The organism is Herbaspirillum sp. YR522, assembly GCF_000282575.1.
GTDB lineage: Bacteria > Pseudomonadota > Gammaproteobacteria > Burkholderiales > Burkholderiaceae_D > Herbaspirillum.
On record NZ_AKJA01000015.1, the window covers coordinates 44,466 to 68,331 of the forward strand.

Annotated in this window: 25 protein-coding genes; 18 read left to right on the forward strand and 7 right to left on the reverse strand. The window is 65.7% G+C overall.

Annotation, left to right across the window (positions count from 1 at the left end):
* On the reverse strand, positions 1-687 hold the full coding sequence (locus tag PMI40_RS02500) for an aspartate/glutamate racemase family protein (RefSeq protein WP_008111788.1): 687 nt from the start codon (positions 685-687) through the stop codon (positions 1-3).
* Positions 688-806: 119 nt separating this feature from the next.
* Between PMI40_RS02500 and PMI40_RS02505 the strand changes: the two genes are divergently transcribed.
* The 9 genes from PMI40_RS02505 to PMI40_RS02545 all read left to right on the forward strand — a co-directional run bounded on the left by PMI40_RS02505 (position 807) and on the right by PMI40_RS02545 (position 9,011).
* Positions 807-1,739, forward strand: a complete 933-nt coding sequence (locus PMI40_RS02505) for a LysR family transcriptional regulator (protein WP_008111790.1) — start codon at positions 807-809, stop codon at positions 1,737-1,739.
* 117 nt (positions 1,740-1,856) lie between these two features.
* On the forward strand, positions 1,857-2,789 hold the full coding sequence (locus PMI40_RS02510; protein WP_008111792.1) for a dihydrodipicolinate synthase family protein: 933 nt from the start codon (positions 1,857-1,859) through the stop codon (positions 2,787-2,789).
* Between the two features lie 9 nt (positions 2,790-2,798).
* Positions 2,799-3,578 carry an SDR family oxidoreductase gene (locus tag PMI40_RS02515; RefSeq protein ID WP_008111793.1) on the forward strand — a complete coding sequence of 260 codons (780 nt, stop codon included), beginning with the start codon at positions 2,799-2,801 and terminating at the stop codon, positions 3,576-3,578.
* 9 nt (positions 3,579-3,587) lie between these two features.
* On the forward strand, positions 3,588-5,060 hold the full coding sequence (gene hydA, locus PMI40_RS02520) for a dihydropyrimidinase (protein WP_008111795.1): 1,473 nt from the start codon (positions 3,588-3,590) through the stop codon (positions 5,058-5,060).
* Positions 5,045-6,034, forward strand: a complete 990-nt coding sequence (locus PMI40_RS02525) for an N-carbamoyl-D-amino-acid hydrolase (protein WP_008111797.1) — start codon at positions 5,045-5,047, stop codon at positions 6,032-6,034. The genes hydA and PMI40_RS02525 overlap by 16 nt, the downstream gene beginning before the upstream one ends.
* Positions 6,031-6,888: a transporter substrate-binding domain-containing protein gene (locus PMI40_RS02530; protein WP_008111799.1), complete on the forward strand. Its 858-nt coding sequence runs from the start codon at positions 6,031-6,033 to the stop codon at positions 6,886-6,888. The genes PMI40_RS02525 and PMI40_RS02530 overlap by 4 nt, the downstream gene beginning before the upstream one ends.
* A gap of 8 nt (positions 6,889-6,896) precedes the next feature.
* Complete coding sequence (locus PMI40_RS02535; RefSeq protein WP_008111800.1) at positions 6,897-7,643, forward strand: amino acid ABC transporter ATP-binding protein; 747 nt, start codon at positions 6,897-6,899, stop codon at positions 7,641-7,643.
* A 12-nt stretch (positions 7,644-7,655) separates the two neighbouring features.
* Positions 7,656-8,327 (forward strand): amino acid ABC transporter permease, encoded by a 672-nt coding sequence (locus PMI40_RS02540; RefSeq protein ID WP_008111803.1) that lies wholly within the window; start codon positions 7,656-7,658, stop codon positions 8,325-8,327.
* Between the two features lie 9 nt (positions 8,328-8,336).
* Complete coding sequence (locus PMI40_RS02545) at positions 8,337-9,011, forward strand: amino acid ABC transporter permease (RefSeq protein ID WP_008111805.1); 675 nt, start codon at positions 8,337-8,339, stop codon at positions 9,009-9,011.
* A gap of 5 nt (positions 9,012-9,016) precedes the next feature.
* Here PMI40_RS02545 and PMI40_RS02550 read toward each other — a convergent pair whose 3' ends face one another.
* Both PMI40_RS02550 and PMI40_RS02555 read right to left on the reverse strand, forming a co-directional pair.
* On the reverse strand, positions 9,017-10,051 hold the full coding sequence (locus PMI40_RS02550; protein ID WP_008111807.1) for an aldo/keto reductase: 1,035 nt from the start codon (positions 10,049-10,051) through the stop codon (positions 9,017-9,019).
* Between the two features lie 20 nt (positions 10,052-10,071).
* Positions 10,072-10,485: a MerR family transcriptional regulator gene (locus PMI40_RS02555; RefSeq protein ID WP_040501574.1), complete on the reverse strand. Its 414-nt coding sequence runs from the start codon at positions 10,483-10,485 to the stop codon at positions 10,072-10,074.
* A gap of 151 nt (positions 10,486-10,636) precedes the next feature.
* On the opposite strand from PMI40_RS02555, the gene PMI40_RS02560 reads away from it, so the two are divergent.
* Together PMI40_RS02560 and PMI40_RS24210 are read left to right on the forward strand one after the other, a co-directional pair.
* Positions 10,637-11,389, forward strand: coding sequence for a 2-keto-4-pentenoate hydratase (locus PMI40_RS02560; RefSeq protein WP_008111811.1), 753 nt, complete (start codon positions 10,637-10,639; stop codon positions 11,387-11,389).
* 254 nt (positions 11,390-11,643) lie between these two features.
* On the forward strand, positions 11,644-11,793 hold the full coding sequence (locus PMI40_RS24210) for a hypothetical protein (RefSeq protein WP_008111814.1): 150 nt from the start codon (positions 11,644-11,646) through the stop codon (positions 11,791-11,793).
* A 128-nt stretch (positions 11,794-11,921) separates the two neighbouring features.
* Here PMI40_RS24210 and PMI40_RS02565 read toward each other — a convergent pair whose 3' ends face one another.
* Positions 11,922-12,335, reverse strand: coding sequence for a RidA family protein (locus PMI40_RS02565; protein WP_008111817.1), 414 nt, complete (start codon positions 12,333-12,335; stop codon positions 11,922-11,924).
* Between the two features lie 28 nt (positions 12,336-12,363).
* Entirely contained in the window at positions 12,364-13,326 is a 963-nt protein-coding gene (locus PMI40_RS02570) for an agmatinase (protein WP_008111819.1), read from the reverse strand.
* 161 nt (positions 13,327-13,487) lie between these two features.
* Between PMI40_RS02570 and PMI40_RS02575 the strand changes: the two genes are divergently transcribed.
* From PMI40_RS02575 to PMI40_RS02590, 4 genes are all read left to right on the forward strand, one after another.
* Complete coding sequence (locus PMI40_RS02575; protein ID WP_008111821.1) at positions 13,488-14,384, forward strand: LysR family transcriptional regulator; 897 nt, start codon at positions 13,488-13,490, stop codon at positions 14,382-14,384.
* Between the two features lie 291 nt (positions 14,385-14,675).
* Complete coding sequence (locus tag PMI40_RS02580; RefSeq protein WP_008111823.1) at positions 14,676-15,614, forward strand: MurR/RpiR family transcriptional regulator; 939 nt, start codon at positions 14,676-14,678, stop codon at positions 15,612-15,614.
* A gap of 112 nt (positions 15,615-15,726) precedes the next feature.
* On the forward strand, positions 15,727-16,512 hold the full coding sequence (locus PMI40_RS02585) for a transporter substrate-binding domain-containing protein (protein ID WP_008111824.1): 786 nt from the start codon (positions 15,727-15,729) through the stop codon (positions 16,510-16,512).
* Between the two features lie 4 nt (positions 16,513-16,516).
* A complete protein-coding gene (locus tag PMI40_RS02590) occupies positions 16,517-17,884 on the forward strand; it encodes an MmgE/PrpD family protein (protein WP_008111825.1) in 1,368 nt (455 codons plus the stop codon).
* 7 nt (positions 17,885-17,891) lie between these two features.
* Here PMI40_RS02590 and PMI40_RS02595 read toward each other — a convergent pair whose 3' ends face one another.
* Positions 17,892-18,893: a M48 family metallopeptidase gene (locus tag PMI40_RS02595; RefSeq protein ID WP_008111826.1), complete on the reverse strand. Its 1,002-nt coding sequence runs from the start codon at positions 18,891-18,893 to the stop codon at positions 17,892-17,894.
* Entirely contained in the window at positions 18,890-19,999 is a 1,110-nt protein-coding gene (locus PMI40_RS02600; protein WP_008111827.1) for a YjgN family protein, read from the reverse strand. The genes PMI40_RS02595 and PMI40_RS02600 overlap by 4 nt, the downstream gene beginning before the upstream one ends.
* 317 nt (positions 20,000-20,316) lie before the next feature.
* Here PMI40_RS02600 and PMI40_RS02605 point away from each other — a divergent pair, with 317 nt between their 5' ends.
* The 3 genes from PMI40_RS02605 to PMI40_RS02615 all read left to right on the forward strand — a co-directional run bounded on the left by PMI40_RS02605 (position 20,317) and on the right by PMI40_RS02615 (position 23,861).
* A complete protein-coding gene (locus PMI40_RS02605; RefSeq protein WP_008111828.1) occupies positions 20,317-21,084 on the forward strand; it encodes a dienelactone hydrolase family protein in 768 nt (255 codons plus the stop codon).
* 270 nt (positions 21,085-21,354) lie between these two features.
* The gene (locus tag PMI40_RS02610; RefSeq protein ID WP_008111829.1) at positions 21,355-22,077 is read left to right on the forward strand and encodes a gluconate 2-dehydrogenase subunit 3 family protein; all 723 of its coding nucleotides are present in this window, start codon (positions 21,355-21,357) and stop codon (positions 22,075-22,077) included.
* A gap of 2 nt (positions 22,078-22,079) precedes the next feature.
* Entirely contained in the window at positions 22,080-23,861 is a 1,782-nt protein-coding gene (locus PMI40_RS02615; protein ID WP_008111830.1) for a GMC family oxidoreductase, read from the forward strand.
* Positions 23,862-23,866: the final 5 nt, after the last annotated feature.

Genomic DNA, 23,866 nt, shown 5'->3' on the forward strand with positions numbered 1-23,866 from the left:
TCAGGCTCCATGCCAGTTCATCCTTACCCGCCCGATGGCCATGGCGACGGCGGCCTGGCTGGGCTCGACCACCGGCACGCCCAGCGCCTGTTGCAGCGCCTGGCGATATTGCGCCATGCCGGCGCAACCCATGACGATCACATCGGCGCCGTGTTCGTCGCGCAGGCGGTGGCCGACCTCGATCATGCGTGCCAGCGTGCGCTCGGCCTGCGACAGTTCGGTCACGTTCAGGCCTATCGCCAGCTCTGCCGCCACCCGCGCCTGCAGCCCCATGGCGCCGTAGGCGCGCAGGTGGCGCGGGATGGAGCGCTCGAGGATGGCGATCACGCCCACCCGCTGGCCTAGGGTCAAGGCGGTGAGCAGGCCGCTCTCCATGATGCCCAGCACAGGCACCTCGACCGCTTCGCGCAGCACGTGCAGGCCGGGGTCGGAAAAGCAGGCGACGACGAAGGCCGCCGCACGCGCCTGCAGCGAGCGCGCCAGCGCCACCAGCGGCAGGGCTACCGCTTCGACATCGTGTTGGCTCTGGATGCCAGCCGGCCCGCTGGGCAGCGACAGGCATTCGATGTCGGGGCCGCCGGCCATGCGCAGCGGCGCCATGGCAGCGTCGATGCCGTCGGTGACGCCCTGGGTGCTGTTGGGATTGATGACGAAGATGGTCTGGCGCGCGGACGAAGGATTGGACATGGTCAGTGGGCGGGAAGCGGAAGGCCAAGGGATACGACCACTGTACCCCACGCCGCCGGGCATGCTCCTTGCTCATTTGTCGGTTCCCCTTAACATCCGGTTATGCATGGTGGAGACTCATGGCATTGAACCTGCGTCAGATCGAAATCTTCCGCGCGGTGATGATCACCGGCTCCATCAGTGGCGCGTCGCAGTTGCTGTTCGTCTCGCAGCCGGCCGTCAGCCGCCTGTTGTCGCATACCGAACAGCGGGTCGGCTTTGCCCTGTTCGAGCGCATCAAGGGGCGGCTGTACGCCACGCCCGAAGCCAAGAAACTGTTCCATGAGGTCGAGAGCGTCTACCAGGCCGTGCAGCGGGTCAACGAACTGGCCACCGACCTGGCCGAGAACCGCAGCGGCATCCTCAACATCGTCTCCAGCCCCAGCATCGGGCAGATGCTCATTCCACAGGCCCTGACGCTGTTTCGCCATCGTCATCCCGAGGTCAAGCTGAGCTTCCATTGCCTCAGCTACGGCTACCTCAAGGAGCGCCTGCTCAATCGCCAGGCCGACCTGGGCATCATCATTCTGCCCATGGAACACCCCAACCTGGACGTCACGCCGCTGTGCAGCAACCGCCTGGTCTGCGTGCTGCCCTACAACCATGAGCTGACCCGGCGCGGCACCCTGGCGCTGGCCGACCTGCGGCCTTTCCCGCTGATTTCCTACGACCGCGATTCGCCTTTTGGCGGTATCGTCGGGCGTTTCTACCAGGCCGAGGAAGAACCCCTGCGGCCCTTCATGGAAGTGGGCTCGCCCCAGAACGCCTGTTCGCTGGTGCAGATGGGCGCCGGGGTGGCGCTGGTGGACGAATTCTCGGTGCGCAGCTGGGCCGGCAGCAGCCAGATGGTGGTGCGTCCGGTGGCGCGCGCGCCGATCCTGCAAGCCAATTTGGTGCATATGCGACTGGAGCCGTTGTCGCAACTGACCCAGGCCTTCATCGGCGAACTGCGCCAATTGGTGCAGGCGCAGGGCTATGGCTTGCCGTTGCCCGAGAAGCCGGCCGGGCATTAACAGCAGGTTAAGGATTGCGCACAAAAAGGAAAGCGACAGGACCCCGGGCCTCCACCACAATGAATTTCAACCTGACCGCTCGCCGGTTCATCTTGTCATCGTCATTACGGAAACTTCATGTCCCAGTCCAACGCATCGCTGTCCACCGCGCGTGGCGTCTATACCATCTGCCCCACGCCCTTCCTTGCCGACGGTTCGCTCGACCTCGGCAGCATCGCCACGCTGGTCGACTTCCAGATCGAGGCTGGGGTGTCGGGCCTGGCCATCCTGGGTTTCCTGGGCGAGGCGCACAAGTTGTCCAATGCCGAACGGCGTGCGGTGGCCGAGACCTTCGTGCGCTGCGCCGGCGATCGCGTGCCGGTGTGGGTCGGCGTGCGCGCCCTGGGCCTGGCCGGCGCCATCGAACAGGCGCAGGAGGCGGCCCAGGCCGGCGCGGCAGCGGTATTTGCCGCACCGCTCGACAACGCCTCGGATGCGGTGCAGTTCGACTATTACAAGGCGCTCGCCGCCGCCCTCGACATTCCGGTGGTGATCCACGACTTTCCCGATTCGTTCGGCACCGAGATCAAGGCCGAAGTCATTGCCCGCCTGGGCCGCGAGGGCGGCGTCAATTTCATCAAGATGGAAGAGCCGCCGGTGGGCCAGAAGATCAGCCGCATCCGCGACCTGGCCGGCGGCTCCATGCGCATCTTCGGCGGCCTGGGTGGGGTGTACTTCCTGGAAGAACTGCAGCGGGGCGCGGTAGGCACCATGACCGGCTTTGCGTTTCCGGAGATACTGGTGCGCATCCACCAGAAATTCGCCGCCGGTGACCTCGAAGGCGCCGCCGCCACGTTCGACAGGTATTGTCCGCTGATCCGCTATGAGTTCCAGCCCAAGATCGGCCTGTCGCTGCGCAAGTATGTCTACCGCAAGCGCGGCGTCATCTCCAGCGACGCGATCCGCTCGCCCGGCATGCGCATCGATCCCGAGACCGAGCGCGAACTGGAAGCCGTCATCGCCCGCGTGGGCCTGTCGCTGGACCAGCGCGGCGCGCTGGTGATCGAATAAGGAGCCGGCATGGACCTCGGTATCGCAGGACGCACCGCACTGGTGTGCGCATCGAGCAAGGGCCTGGGCCTGGCCTGTGCCACCGCGCTGGCGCGCGAAGGCGTGGCCGTGACCATGACCGCACGGGGCGGCGAGCTGCTGGAAGCGGCCGCGCGAGCCATTGGCGAACAGACCGGGGCCACCATCCGGACCGTGGTCGGTGACATCACCACCGTCGAAGGTCGCGCACTGGCACTGGCGGCTTGCCCGCAGCCCGACATCCTGGTCACCAATGCCGGCGGACCCAAGCCGGGCGACTTTCGCGAATGGTCGCGCGAGGACTGGATTGCCGCCATCGACGCCAACATGCTCACCCCCATCGCGCTGATCAAGGCCACCGTCGACGGCATGATGGCGCGCGGCTTCGGGCGTATCGTCAATATCACCTCGGGTGCGGTCAAGGCGCCCATCGATATCCTGGGCCTGTCCAACGGCGCACGCTCCGGACTGACCGGATTCGTGGCCGGGCTGGCGCGCACCACGGTGGCACGCAACGTCACCATCAACAACCTGCTGCCGGGACCGTTCGAGACCGAGCGCCTGCTCACCACTGCCGCCGCCAGCGCCCGCGCCAGCGGCAAGAGCGTCGACCAGATCCTGGCTGAGCGGCGCGCGGCCAATCCGGCCGGGCGCTTCGGCCATCCCGACGAATTCGGCGCGGCCTGTGCCTGGCTGTGCAGCGCCCACGCAGGCTTCGTCACCGGCCAGAACCTGCTGATGGATGGCGGCGCCTATCCCGGTACCTTCTGAGGAATGTCGATGGACTTTGACCTGACCATTCGTGGTGGCCGCATCTCGACCGACCGCGATACCTTCATGGCCGACATCGGCGTCAAGGATGGCGTGATCGTCAAGATCGCGCGCGACTTGCCGCCGGCCCGCCAGGACATCGACGCTACCGGCCGCTGGGTGCTGCCGGGCGGCATCGACAGCCACTGCCACATCGAGCAGTTGTCCGGCATGGGCATGATGTGCGCCGACGATTTCTATTCGGGCACCGTCTCGGCGGCCTTTGGCGGCACCACCACCATCATTCCGTTTGCCGCCCAGCATCGCGGCAACCGGATCCCCGACGTCATCTCGGATTACGCCCGGCGCGCCCGCGAAAAGGCCGTGATCGACTACGGCTTTCACCTGATCCTGGCCGATCCCGACCAGCAGGCGCTGCAGCATGACCTGCCGCAGGCGATCCGTGACGGCATCACCTCGCTCAAGGTCTACATGACCTATAACGCCTTGAAGCTGGATGACTACCAGTTGCTGGACGTAATGGCGCTGGCCGGCAGGGAAGGCGCGCTGGTGATGATCCATGCCGAGAACCACGACATGATCCGCTGGCTGGCCTCGCGCCTGCTGGACCAGGGCCACACCGCACCGAAGTTCCACGCCGTGGCGCACGACGCGCTGGCCGAGGCCGAGGCCAGCCACCGCGCCATTGCCCTGTCGCGCCTGATCGGGGTGCCGGTGCTGATCGTGCACGTGGCCGGGGCCGAGACGGTGCAGACAATTCGCGCCGCCAAGCTGCTGGGCGCGCAGATCTTTGCCGAGAGCTGCCCGCAGTACCTGTTTTTGACCGCCGAGGACATCGACCTGCCCGGGGTGGAGGGCGCCAAGTACTGCTGCAGCCCGCCGCCGCGCGACGCCAATGCGCAGGAAGCGGTATGGGCCGGACTCAAGGATGGCACGCTGGGCATGTATTCGTCGGACCATGCGCCGTATCGCTTCGATGAAAGCGGCAAGCTGCCGCGCGGCGAGGACACCACCTTCAAGGAAATGGCCAATGGCGTGCCCGGCATCGAGTTGCGCCTGCCGCTGCTGTTTTCCGAAGGCGTCCTGGGCGGGCGCATCAGCATCAACGAATTCGTGCAACTGAGCGCCACCAACCACGCGCACATGTACGGCCTGTCGCACTGCAAGGGCAACCTGGCCGAAGGGCTGGACGCCGACATCGTCCTGTGGGACCCCGAACGCCGGCAGACCGTCAGCGCGACCATGCTGCACGACAACGTCGGCTACACGCCGTACGAGGGGCGCCAGATCACCGGCTGGCCTGAGCTTGTGCTCAGTCGCGGGCGCGTGGTGGTGCGCGACAACCAGCTGCAGGCCGAGCGCGGCTCGGGCCGCTACATCGCCCGCCAGTGTCCGGAGCCGGCCAGTATCGCGCGCAAGCCGGTGCGCAGTCATCTGCCGGGCTTGCTCGGCCTCAAGGGAAAAGCATGGGACGCCAATTGAACAGCAACGCAAGCAAAGAACGCTTCGGCCTGGCCGTGGCGCAGATGGGCCCGGTCGACCTGGCCGACGATCGCCGCCGCGTGGTGGCGCGCCTGATCGAGATGATGCGCGAGGCCGCCGCGCGCGGCGCACGCATGGTGGTGTTTCCCGAGCTGGCATTGACCACCTTCTTCCCGCGCTACTGGATGGAGGACCAGGCCGAGGTCGATGCGCGCTTCTTCGAAGCCGAGATGCCCGGGCCCGACACCCGTGTCCTGTTCGAACTGGCCGCGCAACTGAAGGTGGGTTTCTACCTGGGCTATGGCGAACTGACGCCCGACGGCCACCGTTACAACAGCTCGATCCTGGTCGACGAGAATGCGCGGATCGTGGCGCGCTACCGCAAGATCCACTTGCCAGGCCACAGCGATCACAAGCCCGATGCCCCGTTCCAGCACCTGGAGAAGAAGTACTTCGAGGTTGGCAACGACGGCTTCGGCGTGGCCGACATGCTGGGCACCCGCATCGGCCAATGCCTGTGCAACGACCGCCGCTGGCCCGAGACCTATCGCGTCATGAGCCTGCAGAGCGCACGCCTGGTGGTGCTGGGCTACAACACGCCATCCTGGAATATCCACTGGAGCGAGCCGCCGCACCTGCGCATGTTCCACCACCTGCTGTCGCTGCAGGCCAACGCCTACCAGAACGGCCTGTGGGTGGCGGCCGCCGCCAAGTGCGGTTCGGAGGACGGCTTCCACATGATCGGCGGCTCGGCCATCGTCGCCCCCACCGGCGAGATCGTGGCCCAGGCCCAGGGCGAACAGGACGAAGTGATCTTTGCCAACTGCGACCTCGGCCTGGGCGAGACCTTCCTCGAACACGTCTTCAATTTTGCCAAGCATCGCCGTCCCGAGCATTACCGCCTGATCGTCGAGCGCACCGGCGCCGGCGCACCGCTAACCCCGTCCGATCTGTCCACCCAGGAGAAGAAATGATTTCGTCCAAGTTGTCGCTGAAGTGCTCGCAACTGATGGCCGCGGCCGTCGTGTCGCTGGTTGCCACCTGTGCCATGGCGCAGTCGGGCCCGCTCAAGACCGGCGTCGACGCCACCTTCGCACCGCACGCCATGGTCAAGCTGGGCGGTGGGCTGCAGGGCTTCAATATCGACCTGGGCGAAGAACTGGCGCGACGCCTGGGCCGCAAGATCGAGATCGAAGGTACCGAGTTCTCGGGACTGGTGCCGGGGCTCAATGCCAAGAAATACGACTTCGTGCTGGCCCCGGTCACGGCCACCCCGGAGCGCGCCAGGAGCATGTTGTTTACCGAAGGCTATCTCGATACCGACTACACCTTCGTCATCAAGAAGGGCGCCACGCCGATCCATGCGCTGGAAGACCTCAAGGGCAAGACGATCTCGGTCAACAAGGGCTCGGCCTACGAGCTGTGGGCCCGGGACAATGCCGGCAAGTATGGCTTCAAGTACGACGTCTATGGCAACAATGCCGATGCGGTGCAGGCGGTGCAGTCGGGGCGTGCCGAGGCCAACCTGGCCGGCAGCACCGTGGCTGCCTGGGCCGCCAAGCAGAACCCGGCGGTGCAGACCACCCTCACCATCAAGACCGGCCTGGTGTGGGCGTTGGCGTTTCGCCTCGACGACCGGGCCGGGCGTGACGCCGCCGGCAATGCGCTCAAGTGCATGAAGCAGGATGGCACGCTGGGCAAGATCGCACAGAAGTGGTTCGGCTATACGCCGGCAGCCGACGCCACCGTGGTCAAGGTCGGGGTGGGGCAGGGCGTGCCCGGGCTGGACGGCTACGACCCGACCCCGGTCACCCCCAAGTGCAGCTGAGTGCAACGATGAACGCCTCGCCCATGCTCGAAATCGTCGGCCTGCATAAATCCTATGACGGCAACCCGGTGCTGCGCGGCATCGACCTGCGCGTGCGCGCAGGCCAGCTGGTGTGCGTGATCGGCCCATCGGGCTCGGGCAAGAGCACCATGCTGCGCTGTTGCAACCGGCTCGAACAGCCTGGCGCCGGGCAGATCGTGGTGGACGGGGTCGATATCATGCACGCCCGCACCGACCTGAACCGGGTGCGCCAGAAGATCGGCATGGTGTTCCAGCAATTCAACCTGTATCCGCACCTGACGGTGCTGGGCAATGTGATGCTGGCGCTCAGGAAGGTGCAGCGCCACCCGCACGCCGAGGCGCTGGCGCGGGCGCGCCGCGCCTTGCAGCAGGTGGACATGCTGGAGAAGGCCGACGCCTATCCGGGCCAGTTGTCGGGCGGGCAGCAGCAGCGCGTGGGCATCGCGCGCGGCATTGCGCTCGAACCCAAGGTGATGTTGTTCGACGAACCCACCAGCGCGCTCGATCCGGAACTGGTGGGCAGCGTATTGCAGGTCATGCGCCAACTGCGCGATGCCGGCATGACCATGCTGGTGGTGACCCACGAGATGGCCTTTGCCCGTGCCGCCGCCGACCGGGTGGTGTTCATGGACGGTGGGGTGATCGTCGAGGAGGGCGCGCCGGAACAGGTCTTCGGCGATCCGCAGCAGGCCCGCACCAAGGCCTTCGTGTCGCGTTACGCGGCCACCCACTAGGCGTGGCGCAGCATGCAGCAATTCATCTTCACCTTCTTCAATGCCGAGGTCGCCGGCCGCTACTGGCCCGACATCCTGCGCGGCATGGGCGTGACCGTGGTGCTGAGCCTGGCCGTGATCGCCGCCGGCCTGCTGCTGGGGTTGCTGCTGGCGGTGTTGCGCGCCAGCGGGCAACGCGCGCTGGGCCTGGCGGTGGTCGCCTTTGCCGATATCCTGCGCTCGCTGCCGCCGCTGATCCTGATCATCGTGCTGTTCTTTGCGTTTCCGTACATCGACCTGTCGATGTCGTCCTTCACCGCCACCTGGCTGGCGCTGTCGCTGGTGCTGGCGGCGTATGCCGAGGAAAGCATCTGGGCCGGCATCCTGGCGCTGCCGCCCGGGCAGCGCGAAGCGGCCCGCTCGACCGGGCTTTCGTGGGGCCAGACCATGCTCTGGGTGGTGTTGCCGCAAGCCTTGCGCATGGCGGTGCCGCCGCTGACCAACCGGGTCATCTCGATTACCAAGAACACCGCATTGGGTTCGGTAGTGGCGCTGTCCGAGATCCTCAACACGGCGCAGGCAGCCAGCAGCAATGCCGGCAACCCGACCCCGCTGATGCTGGGCGCGGCCGCCTACCTGGCGATCTTCGTGCCGGTAGTCCTGTTTGCGCGCTGGGTGGAAACACGTTGGCGCTGGAAGCGCTAGGGGAAACCGATGCAAGCCTTGCTACAGAATTTCTTCAACCTGCAGGTCTACCGCGAGGTATTGCCGTTCCTGCTGGGCGGGTTGTGGACCACCGTATGGCTGTCGCTGCTGGTGATCCCGATCGGCGTGCTGTCGGGACTGGCGCTGGCTTTGCTGGCCTCGCAGGTCGGTTCGCGCGCGGTGCGCGTGGCGGTGGCGGTGTACGTCGATTTCTTCCGCTCCTTTCCGCCGCTGGTGTTGCTGATCCTGATCTACTTCGGCGCGCCGTTCCTGGGTGTGGACCTGCCCAAGCTGGCGGCGGTCGCCATCGGCTTCATGTTCAACAACTCCAGCTACTTCGCCGAGGTCTTTCGCGCCGGTATCGAAAGCATCCCGCGTGGGCAGATGGAGGCGGCACGCTCGACCGGCCTGTCGCGGCTGCAGGCGCTGGCCTACGTGGTGGTGCCGCAGGCCACCCGCAACGCCCTGCCGGACCTGCTGGGCAATTGCATCGAGGTCATCAAGCTGACCACCATCGCCAGCGTGGTGGCGTTGCCGGAGCTGCTGCGGGTGGCGCGTGACGCCCAGTCGCTGGTGTACAACCCGTCGCCGATCGTGTTGGCCGCGCTGCTGTACCTGATGCTGCTGTGGCCGCTGGTACGCTGGCTGTCACGCCTGGAGCATCGCAACCGCACCGTGCACTGAAGCGCTCAGAGATTGAGCATCTTCATGCTGGCCGCGGTATAGCGCTCGCCGGCCACCGCGCCCGGGGCAAACACCTCGGCCAGTTGCGTCAGGTCGGCGGGGTCGAGCGTGACACTGGCGGCGCCGGCGTTTTCTTCCAGGTAGCGCCGGCGCTTGGTACCGGGAATGGGCACGATATGCGGGTCCTGCGCCAATACCCAGGCCAGCGCCAGCTGGGCCGGCGTACATTGCTTGCGCTGCGCCAGTTGCCGGACCTGTTCCACCAGCGCCATGTTGCGCTCGAAGTTGTCGGCGGCAAAGCGTGGATTGCTGCGCCGGAAGTCGTCGGCGGCCAGCTCGTCGGGCTTGCCGATGGCCCCGGTCAGGAAGCCTCGTCCCAGCGGACTGTAGGCGACGAAGCCGATGCCCAGGCGGCGGCAGGCGGCCAGCGTGTCCTGCTCGGGGTCGCGCGTCCACAGCGAGTACTCGCTCTGCAACGCCGTGATCGGATGCACCCGGTGCGCGCGCTCGATGGTCTCCACCGATGCCTCCGACAGGCCGATATGACGGATCTTGCCTGCCTTGACCAGGTCCGACAGGATCCCCACCGTGATCTCGATGGGGGTGTTGGGATCGACACGGTGCTGGTAGTACAGGTCGATGGTCTCGATGCCAAGACGCTTCAGGCTGCCTTCGACTGCGCGGCGGATATAGGAGGGGCTGCCGTCGACGCCGCGCGCGGCGCCATCCTCGGGGGTGCGTATGATGCCGAACTTGGTGGCGATGAAGAACTTGTCGCGGCGGCCCTTGATGGCTCGTCCCACCAGCTCTTCATTGGTGTACGGACCATACATGTCGGCCGTATCGAGCAGGGTCACGCCCAGCTCCAGCGCGCGATCGATGGTGGCCAGCGATTCGGTATCGTCGCGATTGGCATAGAAGTCGCTCATGCCCATGCAGCCCAGGCCGATGGCCGATACCAGCGGGCCGTTGTCGCCCAGGCGACGTGAACCGACCGGGGAGTCGGGTTGCAATTGATCAGGTGGGATGGGTTGTGGCATTTGGCGTCCTGTCGTGTTCGTCATTGGGGGGCAGTGTGTGCCATGTACTGGTCGACAGCGGCCTGTCGTTCCAGTTCGCCGTAGAGCGCGATCTTTTGCTGCAATACCAGCAGGTTGCCCTGCAGTTCGGTCAACGTTGCCTGCACCGCAAGCGTGTGCGCCTGCAACAGCGCCCGGCGCTGGCCGAGACTGTCGATGCCGTTGCCCTGGCGGCGTAGCCGGGCGTAGTGCAGCATGGCCCGCAGCGGCAGGCCGGTCGACTTGAGCTTTTGCAGGAAGGCGATCCAGTTCAGGTCCTCCTGGCAAAAGCGGCGGTGCCGGTTGGCGCCGCGGCCGACCGGGTCGAGCAGGCCGATGCGCTCGTAATAGCGCAGCGTATGCACCGTCAGGCCGGTCGCTTCGGCCGCCTGGGCAATGGTCATGGAAGTCGTCATGGGATGGAGTCTATGGGTTGGAGTGCACTCTAGGTCAAGCACGATCGGCGGCGCGCCCATCGAGGATCGCTATTGCCCGCATGGCATCATCGTGCGAGACCCTGCCGCTGGCCATTACAATGACCGTCATCATACTCACGAGCCTACACCCATGTCCGTGCATATCGCCTCTGCCGCGCGCCTGTTGAGCGACGCCCGTATCACCAACAGCACCGTCGACTGGCGCCATTTCTCGCTGCCCGACAGCACCGCGGCCTATGCGGTGCAGGACGCCGGCCTGCGCCAGTGGGGGCCGGTGGGTGGCTGGAAGGTGGGGCGTGGCACCGATGGCCTGCCCTGCTGTGCGCCGCTGCCGCAGGCCGGGGTGCTGCCCTCGGGCGTGGTGCTGGGCGGGCCGCAGTGGCGCATCCGCGGGTTGGAGGCGGAACTGGCGCTGCGCGTGGGCCGCGACTTCGATCCGGGCCCGGAACAACCCGCCAGGCACACCATGCTGACAGTGTTCGATGCCATGCTGCCGGTCATCGAGGTGGTCGAGACGCGGCTGGCCAACCCGCCTTGCGGCAACCCGCTGGTGGGCCTGGCCGACCTGCTCAGCCATGGCGCATTGGTGCTGGGGCCGGCGGTGGCGTTCGACGAGGCCGCCACCGATGTGCGGCGCATCACCGCCAGCGTCGCCATCGACGGCCAGCAGGTGGCGCACATGACCGGCGCCAATCCGGCTGGCGATATCTGGCCGCTGCTGTCTTGGCTGGCGCACCACAGTGCAGCGCGGGGCCTGCCCTGGAAGAAGGGACAGATCATCACCACCGGTTCCTGTAGCGGCGTGCAACACGCGCGGCCCGGTGCGCGGGTGCAGGCAAGCCTGTCGGGGCTGGGCGATGTCAGCCTGGCTTTCGCCGGCTGAGACGGTTGTCGCCGGATCGATGTGCGCCTTGTTGCGATGGTCGTGAACATATGTTCAGCCCCGGGGTGCGCCAGGCGTGGTGCAAAGGCCACGTATTGCCGTGAAGTATCGTAAAGAAACGGATCCCGGGTCGCTTGTCAGAAAAAACCCGATAGACGCCTGCGCCGTCCTCCCCTAGAATTAATTGTATAAACAATTTCATCGGCGGCGCTGCCCAGGCAGTCACGTTCAATCGCAACAAATGGGGGTAGGTCATGCAATATCTCACCATGCTTTATCGCAAGTTGGTCGATTACCTGAACGATTCGAGTGACCTGCCGACCGGTTCGCATCGCGGCCAGCCGCCCAGCAGCAGCTGGTATTCGGGCCTGTCGCAGGGCGGTTCGGACCAGCATCGCCCCTGACCGGGGCCACATAGCTCGCACAGCGGCGCCCTTGTGGCGCCGTTTTCGATGGCGCCATAAAAAAGGCCGCACAAGCAGTGCGGCCAAAGATACTACGGACTTACCAGAGATGGCAGGGCGTTGCGCGTTCAGTCAGGGATCACCGCCGTCGCGTCGACTTCGACCAGGTATTCGGGACGGGCAAAGGCGGTCACCACGATGCCGGTCGACACCGGAAACACACCCTTCAACCATTTGCCCACGACCTGGTAGACGTCTTCGCGGTAACGCGGGTCCGAGATGTAGATGGTGACCTTGCAGATGTGTTCCAGCTTGCTGCCGGCTTCCTTGAGCAGCATGTCGATGTTGTGCATCGCCTGTTCGGTCTGGCCGCGCGCGTCGCCGATGCAGACACTCTCGGACGTGTCGAGGTTCTGGCCGATCTGGCCGCGCAGGAACACCATGGTGCCACGCGCCACCACCGCCTGGCACAGGTCGTTGTCGATGGTCTGTTCGGGGTAGGTTGCGCGCGTATTGAATTTGCGAATGCGGGTGTGGGCCATGTTGTCTTCCAGTCAGTGAGAGAGGGGTTTACTTCTTGTCGAAATAGCCGGCGCGGATGGTGGCGCCGATGAGATTGACGATCAGGCGGCCGGCGGTGACGCAACTGATCATGCTGGCATTGTCCTTGGCCGGCTGGATCTCGACGATGTCCATGCCGACCACGCGTCCCTTCCTGACCAGGCCATGGATCAGCTTGCGTGCCTGCAGGAAGGTCACGCCACCCGGGGCCGGGCCATCGACGGCCGGCATCATGGCGCAATCGAGGCCATCGGCGTCGATGGTCAGATAGTAATTGCCGCCGTCGGGAATGCGCGCCAGCACCGCGTCCATGCCGATGTCATGCAGCTCATAGGCGGTGACCAGGTCGGCACCCCATTGCCGGGCCGCCTGGTAGTCGGCAGGGCGGCCACTGCCCTGGGCGCGCAGGCCGATCTGCACGATGTGCTTGATGAAAGGCAGTTCGGAGGCGCGACGGATCACGCTGGACAAGCCGTCGCGCACGCCGTTGACTTCGTCGCGCCAGTCCAGGTGGGCATCGATATGCACCAGCGTGACCGGACCGACTTCGTCGAAACCGCGCAGCACCGGGTTGGTGATGCCATGGTCGCCGCCCAGCACGATGGGCATGCCGCCGCCGCGCACGATCTGGCGCACCGCGATCTCGGCACGTCGCTTGTGATCGTCGGGGCGGCTGAGGTCGGGCATGATGTCGCCGCAATCGACGAAGCGGATGTCATCGCGCTCCTGCAGCAAGGGACCATCGATGTCGAAGTCGTAGTGCGTCGGATGACGCACCATGCGGTCCGACAGGTCGCGCAGCGCCTGCGGCGCATTGGTCTGGTCGTTGCTGTATTGCCGCGCACTGTAGGCCGCACCGAAGGGCATGCCAAGCACGGCGATGTCGGCCTTGAGGTCGGTCATGTCGGTGACCAGCTCCGAATAGAGCAGGGTCTTGTGGCCGGTGCGTGGCGGGATGGTGAGCGCTTCCATGGCGAGGGTCCTTGGGTTCGATGCGAGAGGAGTGGCGGGCAGTCGGTAGCGCCGCCGTTGCAATGCACTGTAGCCAGTCGACCCCGGAATGGAAAATGATTCTTTTGGAGGTATAGTCTTGTTTTTCAAGACTTTGCCCGCTGGCCACGGAAAGGACCATCATGGTGCGACTTGACCTCGACGAGCGCGACCTGCGCTCGCTGCGGGTGTTTTGCAATGTGGCCCAGGCCGGTGGCTTTGCCGCTGCCGAACGCCTGCTGCACATGTCCAAGGCATCGATCAGCCGCCATGTGCGCGAGGTCGAGCAGCGGCTGGGGGTAAGGCTGTGCGAGCGTGGTCCGGCCGGTTTCGGCTTGACCCCCGAAGGCGAGGTGGCGCTCAAGCTGGCAACGGCGGCGTTGCGTTCGCTGGAACGCATCCGGCCCGAGATCGACGCCGTGCATGGCGTGCTGTCGGGGCCGCTGGCAGTGGGGGTGGTCGAGCACGCGCTGGGCCATCCCGACTGCAGGCTGCCCCAGGCGCTGGCCATGCTCAAGCGTCGCGCCCCCAATGTGCAACCGCGTATCGAGGTGCTGGCGTTCCCCGACTTGAACCAGGCGTTGCGCGAGCAACGGGTCGACATCGCCATCCGCGGGCGCTACCCGGGCGACGACGAATTCGACTACCTGCCGCTGTTTGCCGAGACCCATCGCATCTACGGCGCGGTGCGACGCGAGGCCTCCGCCGGCGGTGAGGCGCGCAGTCGCCGCCTGCCGCTGGTGTACCGGCCGCATCCCTATGTCGATACGGTCCTGGCCGAGGGCGCCTACGAGCGCGGACCAGAGGCCGGCGGCCTGGAAGCCATCGCATTGCTGGTCGCCACCGGCGACTACGTGGGCCTGTTGCCCAGTCACTACGTGCAACTGATCGGCAAGCGCTATGAGCTGCGCGTGCGTCGCGGCAGCCCCAGTTTTTCCCATTCCATCTGCGCCGTGACCGACCCGTCGCGCCCGTCCACCCATCGCGCCGACCTGTTTCTCGGCCTGCTCGACGAATTCCATCAGCGGCGCGCCACCTAGCCCGCCCGAAAAAGGGGCGCGCCGGGCCGGCAACGGGCCGTGATGGGGCATGGCATTACCCCACGGCATTGCCGGGCAGCGACCCCGCCGACGCAGGCGCGGATCGCCGGTGGGCCGTTTTCGTATCGTTTGTTTCGATCGTGCCGATCCCTTCCCCATGGGGCGGGGCCGCAGGGGAAGGCGGCGGCACGCCCGTGATCACCCCTGGAATGATTCATCTGTATCGTTTTGCCATGCGATTGGCACATATGTTGCTGGAGAGGGGAGGTCATCCTCGCCAGTGAAGCCATCGTGAACCAGCCCCAGTTGACCGCCCTGATCAAGCAACGCTTTGACAGCCTGCCGCGCCAGGTGCGCCTGGCGGCTGCCTTCGTGCTGGACAATCCGCACGAGGTGGCGGTGCTGTCGATGCGCGAGCAGGCGCGCCTGATCGCAGTGCCGGCATCGACCCTGACGCGCTTTGCCAAGGCGCTCGGCCTGCCCGGCTACGACAGCATTCGCGACATCTTCAAGAGCGGCCTGCGCGAACGCGGCAATGGGTTCGGCTCGCGCGCGCAAGACCTGGTGGAGCTGAACCAGCGCATCGGCGAAGAGGCGCTGGCAATGGAACTGGCCAGCAACGCCAGCGCCCAGATCCAGTCCTTGTGCAGCGTCGATACCATGGCCCCGGTGGTACGCGCGGCGCGCCTGCTGTCGGGCGCCCGCGAGATCTATTGCCTGGGCCTGCGCGGATCGTTTCCGGTGGCGTTCCAGTTTGCCCATGTCAGCGAATACTTCGCGCGCAACGTCACCCTCATCGATGGCGCCGGCGAAAGCGGCATCATGAAGATCATGCACCAGCCTTCCTCGCGCGACGTGCTGCTGATCTGCAGCATGTCGCCCCACTCGCGGCGGGCCATGTCGATTGCCACCCATTTGCAGCAGGCCGGCGTACGCCTGGTGGTGATCACCGATAGCGCCAGCTCGCCCCTGGCGCGCCTGGCCGCCGAAACCATCCTGGTGCCCAACAAGGGCGCCTCGTTCTTCGACACCATGGTGCCGGCGTTCCTGATTGCCGAGATCCTGCTGGCGCTGACGGCGGCCACCTCGAAGATCAACATCAGGTCGCACATCGCCGACACCGAAAAGAAGATGTGGGGCGTGGGCGAGTGGTGGGGCATGCAGAGCGAACAGCCGCCCGCGCTCGAGCCGCGCGCGGCGGCGCCGGGCAAGGCGCGCCGCAGGCGCTGAATCGCCATCGACACAAGTATTACCGGAGCGGCGCATGCCCGAGACATGCGACTGAACAAGCGCAAAGCGCACCTTATCTCGATGTTTGCCATCTTTCATAAAGGAACCTTCCATGCAACGCCGCCCGTTCATCGCATTGATCACCCTCGCCACCGCCCTGGCCGCGATCCCGGCCGCCCATGCCGACGACCTGTACGGCACCATCATGGCGCGCAAGTCGATCCGCGTGGCGGTACCGACCGATTACCCGCCCTATGGCTCGGTCGGCACCGACATGCAGCCACGCGGTCTGGACATCGACATGGCGACGCTGATCGGCAAGAAGCTCGGCGTCAAGGTCGAACTGATCCCGGTCACCGCGCCCAACCGCATCGCCTACCTGCAGACCAACAAGGCCGACATCACCATCTCGTCGCTGGGCAAGACCGCCGAGCGGGCCAAGGTGGTCGATTTCAGCATTGCCTATGCGCCGTTCTTCGATGCCGTGTTCGGTACCAAGAAGGTCAAGGTCAGCGGTTTCGACGACCTGAAGGGCAAGACCATCTCGGTCACCCGCGGCTCGATGCAAGACCAGGAACTCGAGCAGATGGCGCCGGGCGCCAACGTCAAGCGCTTCGAGGACAACAATTCGACCCTGTCGGCGTTCCTGGCCGGCCAGACCCAGATGTTCGCCACCGGCACCACCGTGGCGGCGGCATTGCAGAAGATGAACCCGTCCCTGGACATGGAGCTCAAGGTGATCCTGGCCAACGCGCCGTGCTACATCGCCATGCCCAAGGGCGAATCGACCTTGCTGGCCAAGATCAACATGATCGTGCGCGAGGCGCGCACCGACGGCACCATCGACAAGCTGTCGCAGACCTGGCTGGGCGCCCCGGCCGGTACGCTGCCGGAGTAAGGGCTTGCACACGCTGTCGAACGGCGCCATCGAGCGGATGGCGCGCTGGATCGCCGGCCTTGGCGCCGGGGCGGTGCCAGCGGCGGTCAAGGATATCGCCCGCAATTGCCTCATCGATACGGTGGGCGTGATGGCCGCCGGCGCGCGCACGCCGGTGGCCGCGCATGCGCTGGCGCTGGCGCAGCTGCCGGGCACCGCTGGCCCGTGCCGGGCGATCGGGCAGGCGGCCTGGCTCGATGTGCGCCATGCCTGTTTCGTCAACGGCGTGGCGGCCCATGCGCTGGACTTCGATGACAACTGCTACGCCGGCTTCGTGCATGGCTCGGCCGTGATCGCGCCGGCGGCATTGGCCGTGGCACAGCATCTCGACGCCAGCGGCGCTGACCTGCTGACGGCGTTCGTCGTCGGCGCCGAGTGCGAATATGCGCTGGGCGTGGCCAGCGCCAACGTGCTCTACGAGCGGGGTTGGTGGACCACCGGCGTGCTGGGTCCGGTGGGCAGCTGTGCCGCGGCGGCCTGGCTGCTGCGCCTGGATTGGCGAAGTAGCGCCAACGCGCTGGGCCTGGCGGTGGCGGGCGCGGCTGGCCTCAAGGCCTGCTTCGGCAGCGACGCCAAGCCTTTCCTGGCCGGGCGGGCGGCCGAGGCCGGCGTCACCGCGGCCCTCATGGCCCAGCTCGGTGCCAGCGGCCCGCATGACGCCTGCGAGCACCGCAACGGGTTTGTCCCGCTGTTCAATGGTGGCCGGTTCGACGCGGCGGCATTCGATGCGCTGGGCCAGCGCTGGTCGTTGCAGCAGCCCGGTATCGATGTCAAGCGCATTCCCGTGTGCCTGTCGTCGCATGCCGCGGTCGACGCGGTCATGCAATTGCAGCAACGGCATGACATTGCCGCCGACGACATCGTGTCCATCGTGTGTGATGTGCCGCCCATCGTGATGGCCAACCTGGTGCATGACGCGCCCGTGACACCGCAGCAGGCCCAGTTCAGCATGCCATTTGCGATTGCCGCCTCGCTGTTGCATGGCGACCTGGCGTTGCATCACTTGAGTGTGGCGACCTTGGCGCAGGTACGCCTGCGGCGCCTGATGCAACGCATCAGCATGACCAGCAGCGTCGTGTGGGACGACCCCCGGCGCCTGGCCGCCGCCCCCGAGGGGGCATGGGTGCGCATGACGCTGGTCGACGGATCGACGCTGGAGTGCGTGCGGGACCACGCGCGGGGCGCCGCGCGCGAACCGCTGGCCGATGACGAGATCGACCGCAAGTTCGTGGCTTGCCTGGCGGCGGCCGGCCTGGCGTCGTCGGCGCCGGCATGGCTGGCGCAGTGGCGCGGGCTCGACGGCCAGGCGTCGTCCCGGGCGCTGCCGGGTTGAGCTGTCGTCAGCGCCGGCCGAGGATGTGGGCGATGCGTTGCTCGTTGGAAGGATGGCTCGACAGATAGGGCGCCGGTTGCGGCTTGCCGGCACTGGCGCGGTCGAGTTTCTCGAACACGCTGGCCAGCTTCTGGCGCGGCAAGCCGTTGGCGCCGAACATGGCGATGGCATAGTCGTCGGCCTCGCGTTCGAAGTCGCGTGAATACTTCATGTCCACCAGCAGCGCCGGTGCGCTGGCCAGCACCGCCGATACATCACCGAACAACACGGTGGCTACCGCGCCGACGGCCGAGCCCTGCAGCAGCCTTCGCATCAGATGGCGCTGGTGGATGTGCCCCAGTTCGTGCGCCAGCACGCCCATGAGCGCCTCGTCGTCATCGATCAGGCCGACCAGTTCGTCGCTGATGACGATGGTGCCGGAGGGCAGGGCGAAGGCATTGGGTCCCAGGCGGCTCTTGCGAAACACGATGTCGTAGGGCGGGGCATCGGCCAGCGGCGTGGCCAGCGCCGCGAAGCGGTCGACGATGGCTTGCCGCCGGGTAGCCGTCAGGGCGCTGGGCGCCAGCACATGCTGGTCGAGAAATGCCAGCGTGCCCTGGCCGACCTGGCGATCGACCGCTACCGGCAAGGCCCGGGCCGCCAGGCCGGCGGCCAGCGGCAACAGGTACAGGTAGCTCAGCGCCACCAGCACCACCAGCGCCGCCGCCGCCATCAGCGTGGACCGCCAGCTCTGCTGGATGCGCACTACGCTGCCATCGTGATGGCCGGTGGCCCGTAACAGCGCGGCGAAGCCGGCGCCGTCCCGTATCTCCAGGTAGGCGCCATCGGCGAAGGTGACCTTGCGCGCGGCCCGGCGCAGGCGCTCCGAGACGCGCAACTGATCGATGGGGCAACTGCGTTCGGCCTCGCCGGTCACCAACGCCATGCCGTCGCGCACATCCAGCGTGACGGCGTGGCGGCGCGAACTGCGGCCGTCGAAATACCAGGCGGCAATCGGCGGCTGGCTCATAGGGACAGGTCGAAATCAAACAGGTCGGTGACGCCTTCGCCGGTGGCTGAGCCGGCAGGCTCGGCGCTGGTGACGAATTGGTCCAGATCGCCCGCCGGCAGCAGGCTCATCGATTCGATCCGGTAGCGCATGGCGCGGATCTTGGCGAACGGGGTGTACAGGCCGAGCGTGCAGACGATGCCGATCACGTTGGTGAGCATGATGAAGAACATGCGACCCCAGCGCATGTTGCTGGTGAAGCGGTGCGGGCCGAGGCGGGTGTGGTTCCAGATCAGGTTCTGCAGCAGCGTCAAGAACAGCGGCAGCGCCAGGAACGACCAGACGTAGAGCACCAGCACCAGCAGTCCCATCGACGCCACGGCCAGGCCGTCGCGCTCGTGGGTGGCTCCGAACAGGGCGAACAGGCTGCCCCAGAAGGTAAGCATGATCAGCATCATTCCGGCCACCCAGACGCCGATGCCCAGCAGATAGGTCTTGTAGAAACCGCCGACGGTGGCGTGGAAGGAGAAGTGCGTGGCGCCGAAGCGCGATTCGTTGTGCTGGAAGCGCTTGATGCGCTGGTGTACCAGCGGCCACAGCAGGCCCGAGGTGAGGAAGGCGGTCAGCGGCAGCAGCAGGTAGTTGAAGTAGGCGCCGCCGGCGCTGCCGCGCAGGCCGAAACGGATGCCCCGGTAGCTGGAGTTGTACAGCTTGAATTGCAGGCTGCGCCAGATCAGCCACGGGGCGACCAGCGCCACGACCAGCATGCCGGCCAGGCCGATGAGCGGGCTGATCTTGAAGGCGCCGTTATAGAGTGCGAACAACAGCAGTGCCATGGCGCGTCCCTTGAGGATGGCCAGCGGCTTGCCGTGGTAGTCGAAGCTGGTGCCGGCCACCGTGGTGTTGTCGTAGAAGTAACGCAGGCGACGCACCTTGGCCCAGGCCGAGTAGATGCCCAGCGTGACCACCGACAGCAGCAGGTTGACGATCCAGATGCGGAAGTATTCGGACCCGCTGCCGCTGAAGACGAAGCGCTCGCTGGCAGGTGGGGTGGAGACGGCGGCGGCGTCCGGCGAGGACGGCCCAGCCGGCGCTGGAGGATGGTTCGAATCGGGGATGGGTGGCATGCGAAGGCTTCACGGAAAACGTGTTGGTCGAATTTTCTTGCCGGACAGGTGAGCGCAAGAATCGATTGCTCGCAGTAAAAAGTCAAGTCAAGCTCAGCTGTGAAGGGTGTTGTACGGATTACGTAGGGATTTGGGTCGTATTTCGATGAGATGCGGCCAGGCGCTCTCCTGCAGAGATGCACGGTTTGTGCGAACATGCTGCCCCAAGTGCAGGAGCTTTGCGTCGCTTGCACCTGCCGCGCCAATCAAGAAATCCAATAATTCCCGACGTGATCGATGGCTTTGCCGCCGTGGTCACCCTCATCCAAGGAGCCCACATGTCCCATCCATGGAACGCCGCTGCGATCGCCGACAAGCTCGGCATCGCCGCCGCCGATCTGGCCATCGAAACCATCGTCCACAGCCTCGACGGTATCGAATACGAGAACGTGCTGCTGTTCGATCGCAGCAAGCCGCCGGTGTCGGGCGTGCTGTCGGTTCCTAATTATTTTGGCATTCGCCAGCAGGCACTGGAGATCGCGGCCACCACCATCGGTAACGAACACGCCATCTTCGTGGCCGATGTGTTCGGCAAGACCGTGCGTCCCGCCAATGGTGACGAGGCGATGGCGGCCATCACTCCGTTGAAGGCCGATCGCGCCGAACTGCGCCGCCGCATGCGCGCCGCGTTGGACGCGTTTGCCGCGCAGCAGGCCCTGCCACTCGATGCGGCCAATGTCGGCGCCTGCGGGTTCTGCTTCGGCGGCACCGCCGCCCTGGAACTGGCGCGCGACGGCGCCGCCCTGCGCGGCGTGGTGTCGCTGCATGGCGCGCTCGATACGCCGGCGCCCGCCGCCAGCAGTTTCAAGGGGGCCGTGTTGGTGTTGCACGGCGTGCAAGACCCATCGGTGCCGCGCGAGCAGGTCAACGACTTCATCGACGAGGTCAGCGCCGCGGGCATCGACTGGCAACTGATCAATTATGGCCAGGCGGGGCATTCGTTTACCGACCCCGATGCCAACAACCCCGGGTTCTTCTATCACCGCCAGACCGCCGAGCGCGCCGCATTGGCGCTGCAGGATTTCTTCGGTGAAGTAATGCATTGACGCATGGGGAGCGGGCCGAAGAATCGCTTGATCCGGTCTTCTCGTTATTATTCGATGTAAATCTAGCCATTATTGTTGGGAACGGAGCGGATTCCGGGTAACCGGTATCTTGCCGCTGGCAATTAGCATTTCCCGCTTCGCGGCCACGCCTGATGACGTCGCAGCGGGGCGGTTACAAGAGGCATGCGTAGCGAACGGTGGCCGACCATGCGGCGGCCGGTTTGCCCAGTGCCCGTGCAGTACCCTCAACCACAGTCCAAAGGAAAGTCCATGTCACAAGACAAAGAGCCGAGGCGGCGCTTCTTGCGCCAGGTATTGGCGATCGTCCCAGCCGCGTCAACGCTAGGTGGAGCCAGTGCAGTCGCAGTCAGCCAGCCGGCAATCGCCGATTCGTCCGAACCCGGCAAGCCGCGCGCCTATACCCCCACCTTCTTCACCGCGGCCGAATGGGCCTTCATCAATGCCGCAGTCGATCCCCTGATTCCCTCCGACCAGTACGGTGCCGGCGCGCTCGAGACCGGCGTGCCCGAGTTCATCGATCGCCAGATGGAAACCCCGTACGGGGCCGGCAAGCTCTGGTACATGCAGGGGCCTTTCCATACCGACCGCGTGCCCGAACTGGGCTACCAGCTGTCGCTGGTGCCACGCGATATCTATCGCCAGGGTATCGCCGCGGTCAACTCGTGGTGCCAGAAGACCCATGGCAAGGTGTTCGCCGAGCTCGACAAGAAGACCCAGATCGAGGTGCTCAAGCAGCTCGAGGGCGGCAAGATCGAACTCGACGCACTGCCGGCCAAGACGTTCTTCAACTTCATGCTGGGTAATGTCAAGGAAGGCTATTTTGCCGATCCGATGTACGGCGGCAACCAGAAGATGGGGGGCTGGAAGATGGTCGGCTTCCCGGGCGCGCGCGCCGACTTTGCTGACTGGGTCGACCAGTACAACGTGAAATATCCATACGGCCCTGTGTCGATTCTGGGAGAGAAGGGCTGATCATGGCGATTAAAAAAGACAAAGTGGATGTAGTGATGGTGGGCCTGGGCTGGACCGGCTCGATCATGGGCATGGAACTGACCGAAGCCGGCCTGAACGTGCTGGCACTGGAACGCGGCGACATGCGCGACACCAACGCCGACACGCCCTATCCCAAGGCGGTCGACGAGCTCAAGTACTCGGTGCGCGGCGCGCTGTTCCAGGACCTGTCGCGCGAGACCGTGACGATCCGCTACGGCGTGGCCGATGTCGCCGTGCCGTACCGCCAGCACGGGTCGTTCCTGCTGGGCGATGGCGTCGGCGGCGCCGGCTTCCACTGGAACGGCATGATGTACCGCAACCTGCCCGAAGAGCTCGAGATGCGCTCGCACCACGAGCAGCGCTACGGCAAGAAGTTCATCCCCGAAGACATGACCATCCAGGACCACGGGGTGACCTATGCCGAACTGGAACCGTTCTACGATTTCTCGGAGAAGGTGATGGCGGTGTCGGGCAAGGCCGGTAACCTCAATGGCAAGATCGTCGCCGGCGGCAATCCGCTGGAAGGCGCGCGCACCAGCGAATTCCCGACCCCTCCGCTGCAATACCAGTACAGCGCCTCGCTGGTCGAGAAGGCCATGCGCGAAGTCGGCTACCACCCGTACCCGGCGCCCGCGGCCAATGCCTCGGCGCCGTTCACCAACCCCTATGGCGTGCGCATCGGCCCTTGCAACTACTGCGGCTTCTGCGAAAACTACGGCTGCTACATGTATTCCAAGGCGTCGCCGCAGACCACCATCCTGCCGGTGCTGCTCAAGCGCAAGAATTTCGAAGTGCGTACCAAGGCGCAGGTGATCAAGGTGAACCTGGACGCGTCCGGCAAGCGGGCCACCGGCGTGACCTATATCGACGCCCAGGGGCGCGAGGTCGAGCAACCGGCCGACCTGGTGCTGCTGACCGCATTCCAGACGCACAACGTGCGCCTGCTGCTGCTGTCGGGCATCGGCAAGCCGTATGACCCGGTCAGCGGCGAAGGCGTGGTGGGCAAGAACTTCGCCTACCAGTACAACGGTGGCATCAACGTGGTCATGCCCAAGGGCACTCAGTTCAATCCCTTCATCGGCACCGGCGCCGGTGGCGTGGGCATGGACGACCTCAACGCCGACCAGTTCGACCACGGACCGCTGGGCTTCATCGGCGGCGCCTCGATCCGTCACGTCCGTTACGGCGGTCGCCCGATCAAGCAGGCCGGCACCATGCCGGGCGAGAAAGTGCCCAACTGGGGCACGGAATGGAAGGGCAGCGTGCAGGACGCCTACCAGCGCACCCTGACCATCGGCATGTCCGGTTCGGTCATGGCCTACCGCGATTGCTACCTGTCGCTCGACCCGACCTACAAGGACGCCAACGGCCAGCCGCTGCTGCGCATGACGCTGAACTGGAAGGAAAACGAAGGCAAGATGCTGACCTACATCGGCGACCAGATGGAAAAGGTCGGCCACGCGATGAATCCCGAGAAGGTGGTCAAGGCGGTGCGCAAGACCGGTTCTTCCTGGGATACCCGGGTGTACCAGTCGACTCACCTGACCGGTGGCGCCATCATGGGCACCACGCCCAAGAACAGCGTGGTCAATCGCTACCTGCAAAGCTGGGATGTACCCAACGTGTTCGTCTACGGCGCCTCGGCGTTCCCGCAGAACATGGGCTACAACCCCACCGGCCTGGTCACGGCGCTGGCTTATTTCTCGGCCAAGGCGATCCGCGAGCAGTATCTGAAGAACCCAGGCCCGTTGGTCCAGGCATAAGGATA

Bases quoted from the DNA above. Each gene is read 5' to 3' on its own strand.
- PMI40_RS02500 (WP_008111788.1), bottom strand. From the start codon at position 687: ATGTCCAATCCTTCGTCCGCGCGCCAGACCATCTTCGTCATCAATCCC.
- PMI40_RS02505 (WP_008111790.1), top strand. From the start codon at position 807: ATGGCATTGAACCTGCGTCAGATCGAAATCTTCCGCGCGGTGATGATC.
- PMI40_RS02510 (WP_008111792.1), top strand. From the start codon at position 1,857: ATGTCCCAGTCCAACGCATCGCTGTCCACCGCGCGTGGCGTCTATACC.
- PMI40_RS02515 (WP_008111793.1), top strand. From the start codon at position 2,799: ATGGACCTCGGTATCGCAGGACGCACCGCACTGGTGTGCGCATCGAGC.
- hydA (WP_008111795.1), top strand. From the start codon at position 3,588: ATGGACTTTGACCTGACCATTCGTGGTGGCCGCATCTCGACCGACCGC.
- PMI40_RS02525 (WP_008111797.1), top strand. From the start codon at position 5,045: ATGGGACGCCAATTGAACAGCAACGCAAGCAAAGAACGCTTCGGCCTG.
- PMI40_RS02530 (WP_008111799.1), top strand. From the start codon at position 6,031: ATGATTTCGTCCAAGTTGTCGCTGAAGTGCTCGCAACTGATGGCCGCG.
- PMI40_RS02535 (WP_008111800.1), top strand. From the start codon at position 6,897: ATGAACGCCTCGCCCATGCTCGAAATCGTCGGCCTGCATAAATCCTAT.
- PMI40_RS02540 (WP_008111803.1), top strand. From the start codon at position 7,656: ATGCAGCAATTCATCTTCACCTTCTTCAATGCCGAGGTCGCCGGCCGC.
- PMI40_RS02545 (WP_008111805.1), top strand. From the start codon at position 8,337: ATGCAAGCCTTGCTACAGAATTTCTTCAACCTGCAGGTCTACCGCGAG.
- PMI40_RS02550 (WP_008111807.1), bottom strand. From the start codon at position 10,051: ATGCCACAACCCATCCCACCTGATCAATTGCAACCCGACTCCCCGGTC.
- PMI40_RS02555 (WP_040501574.1), bottom strand. From the start codon at position 10,485: ATGACGACTTCCATGACCATTGCCCAGGCGGCCGAAGCGACCGGCCTG.
- PMI40_RS02560 (WP_008111811.1), top strand. From the start codon at position 10,637: ATGTCCGTGCATATCGCCTCTGCCGCGCGCCTGTTGAGCGACGCCCGT.
- PMI40_RS24210 (WP_008111814.1), top strand. From the start codon at position 11,644: ATGCAATATCTCACCATGCTTTATCGCAAGTTGGTCGATTACCTGAAC.
- PMI40_RS02565 (WP_008111817.1), bottom strand. From the start codon at position 12,335: ATGGCCCACACCCGCATTCGCAAATTCAATACGCGCGCAACCTACCCC.
- PMI40_RS02570 (WP_008111819.1), bottom strand. From the start codon at position 13,326: ATGGAAGCGCTCACCATCCCGCCACGCACCGGCCACAAGACCCTGCTC.
- PMI40_RS02575 (WP_008111821.1), top strand. From the start codon at position 13,488: ATGGTGCGACTTGACCTCGACGAGCGCGACCTGCGCTCGCTGCGGGTG.
- PMI40_RS02585 (WP_008111824.1), top strand. From the start codon at position 15,727: ATGCAACGCCGCCCGTTCATCGCATTGATCACCCTCGCCACCGCCCTG.
- PMI40_RS02595 (WP_008111826.1), bottom strand. From the start codon at position 18,893: ATGAGCCAGCCGCCGATTGCCGCCTGGTATTTCGACGGCCGCAGTTCG.
- PMI40_RS02600 (WP_008111827.1), bottom strand. From the start codon at position 19,999: ATGCCACCCATCCCCGATTCGAACCATCCTCCAGCGCCGGCTGGGCCG.
- PMI40_RS02605 (WP_008111828.1), top strand. From the start codon at position 20,317: ATGTCCCATCCATGGAACGCCGCTGCGATCGCCGACAAGCTCGGCATC.
- PMI40_RS02610 (WP_008111829.1), top strand. From the start codon at position 21,355: ATGTCACAAGACAAAGAGCCGAGGCGGCGCTTCTTGCGCCAGGTATTG.
- PMI40_RS02615 (WP_008111830.1), top strand. From the start codon at position 22,080: ATGGCGATTAAAAAAGACAAAGTGGATGTAGTGATGGTGGGCCTGGGC.